The organism is Gardnerella sp. DNF00747 (genome assembly GCF_049262675.1).
GTDB lineage: Bacteria > Actinomycetota > Actinomycetes > Actinomycetales > Bifidobacteriaceae > Bifidobacterium > Bifidobacterium swidsinskii.
In genome coordinates this window covers 1345074-1357770 of record NZ_CP058394.1, presented here as the reverse complement: position 1 = coordinate 1357770, position 12697 = coordinate 1345074, and the positions used below count along the sequence as shown (strand labels likewise).

The window sequence follows — 12697 nt, the reverse complement described above, 5'->3', positions numbered from 1 at the left end:
TCTACTACGAAAACTGATAAAACTATGAAAACTACGAAAGCCCCGGAATTAAACCGCCAGGAGGATTAATAGTCAAATACCCGTTTGCAACGTCAACTTCCGGCACAATAGCTTCAACAAATGGCACGAGCGCTGTTTTATGTTCTTCGTCAACCGGATGATCTAAACGGATTTTCAGTAACGATTGCGCGCCGTCGAGCACATCCACGACTTTTCCAATAATTTTAGGAGTAAGCCCAAGCTGATTTTCTTCGCACAAACGCGCTTGCAAACCGACCAAATCCTTAATATACCAAGCATTTTCGGCAGCAAGTTCTTGCGCATCTTCCGCATGCACATACAATTCAGTGCCATTAAGTGCTTCCGCATCGTTGCGATTTTGTGATTCTTCGAATAGTAAAATCCAACGATTTTTGAATGTTCTTGCGTTCTCAATAACGAACTCGCGCTCGCCGTCTGCAGTGCACAATACATTTCCTGGCTCAAAACGTTCGTAAGGCTCATCTGTAAAAATTTGTACAGTAACTTCGCCTTTTAAACCTTGGGCTTTACCGATACGACAAACCCTCAGCAGGTCATTACGACTTTGCTGAGGGTTGTCAAAAGATTGTTGGTCTAATGCCACGTTCATCTCACTTACGTACGTCCATAATGTCAACGCGCACATTGTGGTTGCTCAAAGCTTGCACAACAATGCGAATTGCATTAGCGGTACGACCATTGCGTCCAATAACGCGACCAATATCTTCAGGATTCACGCGTACTCGAAGCAATTCGCCGCGAGCATTTTCGTGAGAACGTACCGACACGTCATCTGGAAAATCCACGATGTTCTTAATGAGATGTTCAACAGCTTGAGCCAGCATGATTACTCAGCCTTTTCCTCGGCTTCGGCAGCTTCCGCAGCTTCAGCTGGGGCTTCTTCGGCTTCGTTTGCAGCGGCTTCAGCTGCAGCCTGAGCCTTAGCAGCGGCTTCAGACTTAGCGGCCTTCAGCTTCTGAGCTTCAGCTTCAACAGCTTCAACGCGAGCCTGTGCGTCTGGACCAGCTTCAGAAGTCTTCAACGTGCCTTCGGCACCGTCGAGACCCTTGAACTTCTGCCAGTCACCAGTGATCTTCAAGAGTTTCAACACTGGTTCGGTTGGCTGTGCGCCAACGCCAAGCCAGTACTGTGCGCGCTCAGAATCAATCTGAATCATAGATGGCTGCTTGTTTGGATCGTAAACGCCGATCTCTTCGATGGACTGACCGTTGCGCTTGTTGCGTGAATCAGAAATGACTACACGGTAGAAGGCATAGAACTTCTTGCCCAATCGCTTAAGACGAATCTTGGTTGCCAAAATGGCTCTCCTTATAACTAGAGTCGTGGAATTTCGTTCGGGTGTGGGGCACTCCTTGCGAGCTTCCACATGTTCCTCACGTGGTCGGGAAGAGGGCGCCGATTCACGCGAATAACTTATCTATTATGCCTGCGCGCTTGGACGTTTTTATCTAGTGATTGTAGGCCGATTGCTGCGATGTATGCTAAGTGATCAGTGCCGTCGACAACTACATTCTTTTGCCATAGTGCGTTAGATTTACAGTTTTTTGCGCAAAATAGCACATGGTCAAGTGTAAGATTTGGCCACTTAAGCCATGTAGGCCATGTGCGTAGACGCTTTCCAAGCGAAAGCGCAACGTCTGTAAATCCGTATTTCAAAAGCGAGCGAAAGCTTGGGTGGTCGACTGTGGAATTAAGATCGCCAGTAACAATAGTAAGAGTTGCTAAATCGCAAGTTTTCGAAGTAGATTCGTCAGCGCATTCGTTAGTGCAATCGGCGAAAGAATCAGTAGTAGAATCAATAGTCGCAAGTGCGCGAATTCCATTACTCCAAGCAGCACACCCACGCATCGGTGACTTTGGATGTGCAGAAGCAAATTTCACCAAAACTTTTTCATTTGCACCAAAATCTAAGCAAGTTGTAACGCTTGGTACGCTTGCAGCTTCAATTTTTACGGAATTATTGCAAGTAGAAATCGCGGAATATTGCGTAAAAATAGCGTTGAATCCGCCGTTATTATGCTCACTTTGCGCACCTACGCACGAAGTTGGAAAAATTTCGTATATTCCAAGTTTTTCAAGATTTTTTACTAAAGACTCGCTTAATTCTTGTAAAAGTAACGTATTTACGTGATATTTTTTCGTTATTTCTATTATTTCGGATGCACTCGCTTTTCCGTATCTGCAGTTAAGAGTCATCACGCGTATTTCTTGATGCCGTTCCTTGCAGCTTTTGCGCGACGATTTGCTTTCGTGCAACCTACGCAATCTTTCAAACCAGTACGGCGTATGCGACTTAAGCGAAATCAAAAATAGCGCAGCGTAAGCAACGCATAAATATCCGTAAGATTTCGCGTAAGATTGTGCTAAATTAAGCGATTTCGTTACTTTCTCTGCGCAGCATGTATACAGCAAAAAAGCGCCAAAATTACACAAAAACAGTGCTCCCACAACGTAAGTTGCAAGTGGAAGCAACGCAATAACATACGGAAGTGGGTTATATTTATCCGCACCTGCTGGCAGCCAACGCATCAGCTGCCACAAAAGAAGCGGCACAAATATAACCCACAAAAACGCCAATACTAAAATCATCGACCGAATAAGCCAGCTAATCCGCCGCCAAAGTTAGGTGGCAGTTGATTATCTTGATTTGCGTCTTCGGAATTCATAAGTTCCTTAAGTCCTTCAGGAAGATTCTGAAGATTTGGTTGCTGTGGCTTTGCAAAAGCAGAACCTGCAACATCGTCGCTAGTAGATTCGCCAGAAAGACGCTCACGCAACGCGCGCTCTTCAGCTTCCCTGCGCATTGGATTTCCGGACTTTCCGACCTTCTTCTTGCCTTTCTTGTCTTTGCGCTTCGACTTACTGCCGGCTCCACCGAATCCAGGAATGCCGCCCATACCAGGCATTCCAGCTCCACCGCTCATTCGCTTCATCATTTTTGCAGCCTGTTCGAAACGTTGCAAAAGTGCATTAACTTGCGAAACGCTCACACCTGATCCGGCAGCAATTCTCGCGCGGCGAGATCCGTCAATAATCTTTGTATTTCTACGCTCTTGAGGAGTCATAGAGCGAATAATCGCCTCAGTGCGGTCAATTTCCTTATCGTCAAACTGCTCAAGCTCTTGACGGTGGGCAGCCATTCCAGGCATCATACCCAAAAGCTTCTTCATTGAGCCAAGCTTACGAACTTGCTGAAGCTGCTCCAAAAAATCATCCAAACCAAAGCTGCCTTCAGCTATTTTTGCAGCAGCCTTGCGTGATTCTTCTTCGTCGAACTGCTTCTGTGCGTGCTCAATAAGCGTCAAAATATCGCCCATATCGAGTATGCGTGAAGCCATTCGATCAGGATGGAAGATTTCAAAATCCTTCAAACCTTCACCTGTAGAGGCAAACAAAATCGGTTTTCCAGTAACGCTTGCAACCGAAAGTGCAGCACCGCCTCGAGCGTCGCCATCAAGCTTAGAAAGCACAACGCCGGTAAAGTTTACGCCATCGTTAAAAGCTTGAGCAGTGCGAACAGCATCTTGACCAATCATTGCGTCAATAACAAACAGCACTTCTTGCGGTTGCACGGCATCGCGAATATTGCGTGCCTGCTTCATGAGCTCTTCGTCAACACCCAAACGACCTGCGGTATCAATAATCACAGTGTCATACATTTTTTCGCGCGCATAATTAATAGAATCGCGCGCAACCTTAACCGGGTCGCCTTTAGTGAACCATGGCAAAGAAATCGCACTTCCGCCTGTTTGTACGCCCTTTTCTGGAGCAAATACAGGAACTCCTGCGCGCTCGCCAACAACTTGCAGCTGCGTGACTGCATTAGGTCGTTGCAAATCTGCTGCTACAAGCAAAGGAGTATGGCCTGCATCCTTCAGCCAGTAGCCTAGCTTTCCAGCAAGCGTAGTTTTACCCGCACCTTGCAAACCTGCAAGCATAATTACAGTTGGAGGATACTTCGCAAAATTAAGCTGCCTATCTACACCTGCGCCCAATACTTGCGTAAGCTCGTTGTTTACAATTTTCACAACTTGCTGAGCTGGGTTTAAAGCGTGCGAAACTTCCTCACCAAGAGCGCGCTCGCGAATTCGAGCAGTGAATGAGCGGACTACTTCCAACGCAACGTCTGCGTCGAGAAGTGCGCGGCGAATCTCGCGAATTGTGCCGTCAATATCGGATTCTGATAGCTTGCCTTTGCTGCGCAAATGCTTAAAAGCATTGGAAAGGCGGTCTGTTAACGAACTAAATGCTGCCATAGTTTTCCATTCTACCTGTTGTTGCTAACGTAACTTTAGTGCAATTGCTAACTTGATTTGCTAATTAATACTTTCGCGTTTTCTTTTGCTTTTGCGTTACTTTCGTTTATTGCAAATGCCAAGATGATTCTTGCGAAGTATCGACAATTACAATTCCTGCGTTATTTAACGCGTCGCGAATAGCATCTGCAGTAGCAAAATCCTTTGCTTTTCTAGCATCTGCTCTAGCTTTAAGTTGCAAAGTAATTAAAGAGTCCAAAGCTGAGTGTTCTTTGTTTTCCTTGCCGTTTGAGCCTTCTGCAGGCGATTGATTATCGTTCGAAGCCCACGTTTGTGCGTAAGGATCCAAGCCCAAAGTATCTAACATAGCTCGCACTTGCAAAACAGCGAGATATATGAGCTTTTGTACGCTTTCGCTTTGTGCTTGTGAAGAATCTTTGCTGCAGTCGTCAATAAGAGTATTTCCTTGACGAATTGTAGTAAATATTTCTGCGATTGCGCCAGAAACGTTAATGTCATCGTTCATAGCGCGAGTGAAATCTTCCGGAAGCTCGTCTGCGTTAACAGAGCGCACTTCTTCGCAAGTTGGCTTCTTGTCAAGCAATCTGTCAGCTCTCTCGAGGAAGTTCATAATGCGATCATAAGCCGATTTTGACTCCACCAAAGCTTGGTCAGACCACTCCAACATTGCGCGATATTGCACTGCTCCCAAAGCATATCGCACAACCCAAGCCGAATTATTTGCCAAAACTACTGGTACGGAAAGACCATTTCCCAACGATTTTGACATTTTTTCACCTTTGGCGGTAACCCATGCTGAATGCATCCACACATTGGCGCTTTCCCATCCAGCAGCACGCGTTTGTGCCATTTCGTTTTCGTGGTGAGGGAAACGCAAATCCAGGCCGCCTCCGTGAATATCGAAATCATTTCCAAGATAACGATGGCTCATAGCAGAGCATTCAATATGCCAACCAGGGCGTCCCTCGCCAAAAGGAGTTTTCCAGCGCGCATCCGGCTGATCGAAATCGCAAGGTGCTTTCCAAAGTGCGAAATCCCTAGGATCGTGTTTGTCTGGTGAAGCATCTGCAGGATCTGTTGGATTGTAAATATCGTTTTCGGCAGCGTCTACGCTTGGACCTTTCGCGTCTGCGATAGCTGCGGCTTCATCTGCGCAAGTTTCATTTTGGTTCTGATTTTGGTGCGTTAATTCGCCGTAATGCTCCCAACTTGGCACGTCAAAATAGACATTTCCAGTAGGATTTCCGTCATTGTCTTTAATAACATATGCGTGACCGCGTTCGATTAAGCGTTCAATCAGCTCAACCATGTCTGTAATATGACCTGTTGCGCGTGGCTCAACTGTTGGCGCAAGCACTCCTAAAGTATTGTAGGATTTTGTAAATTCGCGCTCGTAAATATATGCTCGTTCCCACCAATTTTGCCCTGATTCGTTGGCTTTTTTCATAATTTTGTCGTCAATATCTGTGACGTTTCTAACAAACGTGACTTTGTATCCTAAACGCAGCATCCAGCGACGGATTATATCGAATGCGATCGCTGCGCGAATATGACCAATATGCGGAGAACTTTGCACTGTTGCGCCGCACACGTACATGCCTACTTGACCATGCTTTTTAGGTACGAAAGTGTTCGTTGAATGTGAAGCCGTGTTGTATAAGTGCAGGTTTTCTGCGGCTTTAGTAACTTTTGCAGTCTCTTCGTTCAAACTCTTATTAAGCATAATTGCTATTATAAATGCTTCTTTATACTGCGATTTGGCATTGCTTTGTCTATTACTCCAAACGTGCGCAACTTTTCTCGCGTTGGCGCGACGGCCTGCTTGAGCGTAGCACAGCGCGCGCGAAAGCAACTCGGAGCGGAAACTCGCTTAGGTTGGAAGTCCAGTGGACTTCCAACGCGAGTTTCGTAAGCGAGCGCTTATAGTGCGAGCTTGTGGTTTGGCACTCCAAATGTGGGGAACTTATCTCGCATTTGGAGCGTTTATCGTCGTTATACGCTCCAAATGTGGGGAACTTATCTCGCGTTTGGAGCGTTATCCGTTGCGCAGTGCTCAGGTATATCGTCGCGCTCGCTGTTTCCCACACAGCCCAAGTATCAGCCAAGTAACAAGCTCAGTAGATAGAGCTAATATGATTCCAGTGTTACGTTGTGAATACTTATTAACTACTCGCGCGTACTACGCCACTCCCAAAGAATTGGTAATTAGTAACTAGTTTTTATTTTGTTCGTTACGAAAGGAATATCATGGCTGAGATTTCATCTGCTCTTATGACGGACATGTATGAATACACTATGCTCGACGCTGCTCTTAAAGACGGCACTGCAAATCGCAAGTGCGTTTTTGAAATTTTTACGCGCCACTTGCCTCAAGGTCGTCGTTACGGAGTTGTTGCTGGCATGGGCCGCATTTTGGAAGAGCTGCAAAAATTCCATCTTTCGGAAGATGATTTGTGTTTCTTAAGTGATCGTAAAATTGTTAGCGCAGAAACCATTGAATGGCTGGAAAATTTCCGATTCCACGGTAAAATTTCCGGTTATCGCGAGGGGGAGATGTTCTTCCCGAATTCGCCAATTTTGCAGGTAGAAGGCACTTTTGGTGAGTGCACTTTGCTTGAAACTGTGCTTCTTTCTGTGCTTAATTACGATTGCGCGGTTGCCTCTGCCGCAGCACGTATGGTTTCAGCCTCCGCAGGTCGTCCTTGCATGGATATGGGCGGCCGTCGCACAAACGAATATTCTGCAGTTGCTGCATCTCGCGCAGCGGTTATTGGCGGTTTTAAAGGTACTGCAAATCTGTTGGCTGCAAAACTTTACGGATTGAAGGCAATCGGAACCGCAGCTCACTGCTTCACTCTTGTTCACGACACCGAGCGTGACGCTTTCACTTCTCAAATTGCAGCTCTTGGCAAAGGCACTACGCTTCTTGTTGACACTTATAATATTGAGGAAGCTGTAAAGACAGCCGTGGAAGTTGCAGGTCCAGATCTTGGCGGAATTCGTATTGATTCTGGAGATTTGTGCGCTCTGGCTCGTCGCGTTAGGAATCAGCTCGACGAGTTGGGTGCTAAAAACACAAAGATTACAGTTACTAACGATTTGGACGAGTATGCTCTTGCTTCCTTACAAAATGCGCCTGTGGATTCTTACGGCATCGGCACAATGCTTGTAACCGGCTCCGGTGCTCCAACTTGTGCAATGGTTTATAAGCTTACTGAGCGTGAGGGTGCAGATGGTGTAATGCAGCCTGTTGCTAAGCGTTCTAAGAATAAAGCGACTGTGCCTGGACGTAAGTTGGCGTATCGTTCATACGATTACAGCAACGATTCTTGCGGTGTAGCTGATTGCGAACGCGTGATTTCCGGTTCGGAAGTTGCGCTCGCTCAGTTTAAGCCTAAGGATTCGTGGGAAAATCTGCTAGTTGATTACATGGTCGATGGTGAAGCTGACGAACAGTTTATGGGTCACGATGCGATTATACGTGCCCAGGATTATTGCGCTTCTGCTTTGCGTCGACTGCCTTTGGCTGCGCAAAGTTTGATGCGCGGAGACCCTGCAATACCAACAGAAATTCAAGTACTATAAAAGTACTATAAATTAATCTTTTTAAAACTAAACTTTACTAAATAACTAAATAAGATTCGCAAATAATTTTCGCGAATAATTAGCGAATAATTCATGCGTAAAGACTAGCGTTTCTGACAGCTTTTTTGAGCGTTTGTTGCGATAATGCTTTATGCTTGATTTTGCTAATAAAATTCAATTAAATTTTAGTGCGCTACGAAATTCGTTACACAATGCGTTACGAAAGGATGCGATATGTTTTCATCTTTAGAAGCAGATAATGCGTTAGATGCTGTTATGGAATCTGGTTCGCAATCCGCAAATCCAGATTCTGGTTCCGGCACAAGCACTTCTGTTCTAGAACGTCCAGAAGTTGACGAAGATGCTCGTCTAGATGATGGTGGTAATGCAGATCGTTTTGCGCACTATGTGTCAAAAGACAAAATTGATGAGTCGCGCTTAACTGGTCGACCAGTAGTAGCTTTATGCGGTAAAGTGTGGATTCCTCGACACGAAGCAAATGACTACCCAGTTTGCCCTGAATGTAAGCGCATATACGAGGAATTAGGAAAGTTTAATTTTTAAGTAATTATGTTGCGTATTTAAGTAGTTTATATTGCGTATTAGCGTTACTTCTATCTTTAACGATAAAAGTAACGCTATTTTTTAATATATTTTTGTTCTGAGCGCAATGGGTGATAATCTAAAAGCATGACTATAGCTGTGTGCCCCGGCTCGTATGATCCAGTCACTGCCGGCCATTTAGACGTAATACAACGTTGTACGCATCTATTTGATGAAGTACATGTGCTAGTTGCGGTAAATGCTGCAAAGACTCCGTTATTTTCTGAATCTGAGCGCGTAAAAATTATTCAAGAAGCAATAAATAATTTGCCGCAATCTCAAAATAGCTTCAATCGCGATTGCAAAATAGTAGTAACTTCAACAGCTGGTTTGATTACTGACTACTGTACAAAAGTTGGTGCTACAGTAATCGTAAAAGGCTTACGTCAAAACGGTGATTATGAGGCAGAACTTGGAATGGCACTAGTGAACCGCAAATTAGCAGGTATCGAAACGCTTTTCCTGCCTGCTGATCCTGTGCTTGAGCATGTTTCAAGCTCTGTGGTTAAAGATGTTGCTCGTCATGGGGGAAATGTTACTGGCATGGTTCCAGATAACGTAATACCCTTATTAAAAAAGCTTTTTAGTGAGCAATCATTAGGCGTAGATAATAATTCATCTATGCTGAACAATTGAACAGGAGAGTAGAAGATGACAAATAAAAATGAACTTACTGACGCAACTTCTGGATTATCTAGTGAAGGAGACGACACGATGGAGCGCGAAGTGCAAGTTGATCGCAATCAAAAGCTGCCATTGCATCCGGTTCTCGCAGATGAAGAAGATGCTCAAGATGGCGTTGTAAATAAAACGCAATCCGACGTACGAAGTGCGCATGAAGGCGACCTATTAGTTGATACAGATGCTGACAACACAGAAACGTCATCTGTTGCGGCAGTTGGAAGTGTTTCTGCTGCGGAAGATGTGCAGGATAATGGTGCTGATAGTACAAATAAGAACAAGAAAAATAGCAAAGCAGCTTCTTCGCCAGCATCATTTTCTCCTTTCCCTCTTCCAGATTTACGAGAGCGAGAAGATGGTGGCGTTATCGACTTTGAGGAAAATGAATCTGAAACTTCAAAAGTAGCTGCAGAAACAATAAGCGATGAAGCGCGTTCAAAGAGCCGCGCTGAATTTACTACAGTTTACGACATTATTGACGCAATGGAAGCAACTCTTTCGGAAGCCAAGAATGTTTTGTTTGCTGCAGGAATGGTAAAAATTGATCGCGATGAGTTCGTTGACCAGTTAGCGCGTTTGAAAGATATGCTTCCTGTGCAATTGGAGCGAGCTTCTGCGTTAATGCGAGAAGCAGAGCGACGTTTGCGTACAGCGCAAGCACAAGCAAGCTCTATTGTTTCTTCAGCGCAATCTCAATCTGCAGAAATAATTGAAGAAGCGCAAGAGCGTGCTCAATTTTTAGCAGGTCAAGAAAACGTAACGGCTTTAGCAAAACAGAAAGCTCGCGATATTCTCGCTACTGCGCAAGCAAAATCAGACAAGCTTACGCAAGGTGCGGATCAGTATTGCGCGACTGTTATGGAAGGCTTAAAGCAGCAGCTAGATAAATTAGAACAAGATGTGCAAGCGGGTCAGCGAGTGTTGGAAGATCGTCGTCGAGCTGCAGCGCACGTACAAAATGACATTAGCTCATCATTGTATGACGATGATGAAGAGGAAAGGAATTAGTAATGGCTTCGCATCCATCCCAATCACCATGGGCTGTTCCAGTAGCGCAAATGGCTGCGCGCGCTGGTAGTAGCATGTCGTTGCATCGCGTATTTCCGGCGCCGGAAGGTATTGGAGATTACGTTATTGGCGTAAAGCCAGGCAGTGATGTTATGGTTGATGGCGATTTTGATGCTGTGGTTGACGGCTTAATGTTTCAGGGCAGTATTACTGCCCCGGTGCATGCAGAATGTACTCGATGCTTGATGCCGCTTCGTCGCGATTGGAAAGTGGATGTGTGCGTATTCTTTCCATATGCTGACTCGCGTTCTAATCGTTCGGATAATCGCAATACTCGTGGCGATGCGGATGAAGCTGAATCGCAAATTTGGGATGAAAATGACGAGTCAGGCAATGTGTATCCTCTAGTTGCGGGTGGTGATTTTGCGGATATTGAGGCTCTTATTCGCGACACGATGGTAAGTGAGCTGCCGTTGCAACCGTTGTGTGAGCCGGATTGTCGCGGACTTTGCTCTCAGTGTGGCGAAAACTTAAACGAGCATCCAGATCATCATCATGACGTTACGGATATTCGTTTTGCTGCTTTAGAGGATTTGAAAGCTCAGCTTGAGCAGAATGAAAAGCGCGACGACCTGCCTGAGCGCTGCGATTTAGCGCGCGAAGGCAACTCGGAGCGGAAACTCGCTTAGGTTGGAAGTCCAGTGGACTTCCAACGCGAGTTTCGTAGCGAGCGCTTAGAGCGCGAGCTTTTGCGCAAAACAGATTTCGCTTAAATCTCACTCAAGTTCACGTAAATTAGCAATTTGTACGGCGCTTGCTGTAATATACAGAACGCTTAAGCTCAATCGATTGAATGAAATAGAGGAAAGAATTATGGCACTGCCTAAGTACAAGACCTCGCGTGCTAATACGCATTCGCGTCGCGCTAATTGGAAGGCGTCTGCCGTGCAGACTGTGACTTGCCCGAACTGCGGTTCTCAGGCATTCCCACACATGGCTTGCCCATCTTGCGGAACCTTCCGTGGTCGTGTTTATCGTGAAGCTATTCGCTCCGAGCACACCAAGTAGGTTTTATTAATAGAAACCCTGCCATCGACGGGTGGCAGGGTTTTTCTTTTTCTTGCGTATTGTGGCTGTGAGGGGTGGGGTTGCTTGCGCGACGACCTGCTTTCGCGCAGCATTGTGCTCGCGAAAGCAACTCGGAGCGTGAGCTTGCTCAGATGGAAAGTCCAGTGGACTTTCCACGCAAGCTCAGCCGAGCGGCAATTAGCCGTGAGGACAGCGCTACGCTCTTATACCTTATTTGGACTTAGCGGTTGCATAGTTAAGTTTAGTTTTTTAGTTACTTTCTTTCAAAAATAGTTATTTATCAAAAAGATATTGCTATCGCTCCGCTTTTATATTGCTCGACCAAGCAACACCCACCCCTCACTACTCAGAAAATAGTTAGTGTTTTTTGTGGTGCGGTAGTTATTTTTGCTGTAGTGATGGCAGAGCAATACTGCTAGCGTTCTTTGATTGATAGTCGCTTATCGTATTCGAAGTATCGATGACAAAGTTCGCAAATCAGGTAAAGTTCGTAGTTACTTACGCGCGTCGAGTGCGTGCCAAGCGATTTCGGCGGCTGCGAGTTGCGCTTTTCGTTTGCTAGAGCCACTTCCGACTCCCAACACTTCGTCGCCATCCTTATGTGCCAAAACCGCGCGAGCTTCAAATACTGGAGCGTATTCTGGCCCAGAAACAGCCATTCGATACTCTGGATCTTCCAAACCCATATCGTGAGCTTTGACAGTAAGCGAAGTCTTCCAATCGAGAGCTGGTCCTTCAGTTAGCACTTCCGCCAAAGTGTCGTCAATCAAACGATGCACAACTCTGCGAGCTTCATCAATTCCATGTTCAACAAAAGTTGCACCAATAAGTGCTTCAACAATATCGCACAAAATTGAATCTTTATTATTTCCGCCCTGCTCCATTTCTCCGCGACCGAGAAGAATATACGCGCCAACATGCAGCTTTTCGCGCGCAACAGCAGAAAGCGCCCATTCAGACACAGCTTTCGCTCGCATCTTCGCAAGCTGACCTTCAGTCATGTCTGGGTGTGCAGAAAACAGCGTTTCTGTAGAAACTAACTCAAGCACAGCATCGCCCAAAAACTCAAGTCGCTCATAATTTCGTGTGCCAGGATGCTCGTGCGAGAACGAGCGGTGGGTGAGTGCTTCTACCAAAAGATCCGGCGAAATAGTTGTGCCTAAAGCGTTTAAAAGTTCCTGTGTTGGGTCTCCAGGACGTGTTTCACCGCCATCTAATCTCAAAACTCCATCTTCGTTGTGTTGCACATGCGAGTTGTTTTGATTATTTTGATTGTGTTTGCTCTGCATATTCTGCATATTCTGTTGATTGTTCTGAGTTTTCATAGCACGTATTATTATAGTCCTACTACCAACACAAGCGCTTTTAAGCTTCGCGTTCGCATTTGCGATTGCATTTTTCCATATTCCTTC

The 12697-nt window shown here is 45.6% G+C and carries 13 protein-coding genes; 6 read left to right on the top strand and 7 right to left on the bottom strand.

The window, feature by feature from the left end; translation table 11 throughout:
- Positions 1 to 31 precede the first annotated feature (31 nt).
- The 6 genes from rimM to cysS form a co-directional block, all read right to left on the bottom strand.
- Positions 32 to 631, bottom strand: coding sequence for a ribosome maturation factor RimM (rimM, locus tag HXT32_RS05315; RefSeq protein WP_033888578.1), 600 nt, complete (start codon positions 629 to 631; stop codon positions 32 to 34).
- 1 nt (position 632) lies between these two features.
- Entirely contained in the window at positions 633 to 866 is a 234-nt protein-coding gene (locus tag HXT32_RS05310) for an RNA-binding protein (protein ID WP_004105376.1), read from the bottom strand.
- Positions 867 to 868: 2 nt separating this feature from the next.
- Positions 869 to 1339 carry a 30S ribosomal protein S16 gene (gene rpsP / locus HXT32_RS05305; RefSeq protein WP_033888579.1) on the bottom strand — a complete coding sequence of 157 codons (471 nt, stop codon included), beginning with the start codon at positions 1337 to 1339 and terminating at the stop codon, positions 869 to 871.
- A gap of 116 nt (positions 1340 to 1455) precedes the next feature.
- Entirely contained in the window at positions 1456 to 2631 is a 1176-nt protein-coding gene (locus tag HXT32_RS05300) for an endonuclease/exonuclease/phosphatase family protein (protein ID WP_004110263.1), read from the bottom strand.
- Positions 2628 to 4298, bottom strand: coding sequence for a signal recognition particle protein (gene ffh, locus HXT32_RS05295; protein ID WP_422118940.1), 1671 nt, complete (start codon positions 4296 to 4298; stop codon positions 2628 to 2630). Before ffh ends, HXT32_RS05300 begins: the two co-directional genes overlap by 4 nt.
- 106 nt (positions 4299 to 4404) lie before the next feature.
- Entirely contained in the window at positions 4405 to 6042 is a 1638-nt protein-coding gene (gene cysS / locus HXT32_RS05290) for a cysteine--tRNA ligase (protein WP_033888634.1), read from the bottom strand.
- A gap of 524 nt (positions 6043 to 6566) precedes the next feature.
- Between cysS and HXT32_RS05285 the strand changes: the two genes are divergently transcribed.
- The 6 genes from HXT32_RS05285 to rpmF all read left to right on the top strand — a co-directional run bounded on the left by HXT32_RS05285 (position 6567) and on the right by rpmF (position 11264).
- Positions 6567 to 7904: a nicotinate phosphoribosyltransferase gene (locus tag HXT32_RS05285; RefSeq protein ID WP_012913865.1), complete on the top strand. Its 1338-nt coding sequence runs from the start codon at positions 6567 to 6569 to the stop codon at positions 7902 to 7904.
- Positions 7905 to 8138: 234 nt separating this feature from the next.
- The gene (locus HXT32_RS05280; protein ID WP_012913866.1) at positions 8139 to 8468 is read left to right on the top strand and encodes a DUF3039 domain-containing protein; all 330 of its coding nucleotides are present in this window, start codon (positions 8139 to 8141) and stop codon (positions 8466 to 8468) included.
- Positions 8469 to 8594: 126 nt separating this feature from the next.
- Positions 8595 to 9143 carry a pantetheine-phosphate adenylyltransferase gene (coaD, locus tag HXT32_RS05275; protein WP_012913867.1) on the top strand — a complete coding sequence of 183 codons (549 nt, stop codon included), beginning with the start codon at positions 8595 to 8597 and terminating at the stop codon, positions 9141 to 9143.
- A gap of 15 nt (positions 9144 to 9158) precedes the next feature.
- Positions 9159 to 10196 (top strand): hypothetical protein, encoded by a 1038-nt coding sequence (locus HXT32_RS05270; protein WP_102703370.1) that lies wholly within the window; start codon positions 9159 to 9161, stop codon positions 10194 to 10196.
- Between the two features lie 2 nt (positions 10197 to 10198).
- The gene (locus tag HXT32_RS05265; protein ID WP_004110281.1) at positions 10199 to 10885 is read left to right on the top strand and encodes a YceD family protein; all 687 of its coding nucleotides are present in this window, start codon (positions 10199 to 10201) and stop codon (positions 10883 to 10885) included.
- Between the two features lie 184 nt (positions 10886 to 11069).
- Positions 11070 to 11264, top strand: a complete 195-nt coding sequence (gene rpmF, locus HXT32_RS05260) for a 50S ribosomal protein L32 (RefSeq protein WP_004574042.1) — start codon at positions 11070 to 11072, stop codon at positions 11262 to 11264.
- A gap of 515 nt (positions 11265 to 11779) precedes the next feature.
- Here the strand turns inward: rpmF and rnc are convergent.
- Entirely contained in the window at positions 11780 to 12610 is an 831-nt protein-coding gene (gene rnc, locus HXT32_RS05255; protein WP_116994885.1) for a ribonuclease III, read from the bottom strand.
- Between the last annotated feature and the right edge of the window lie 87 nt (positions 12611 to 12697).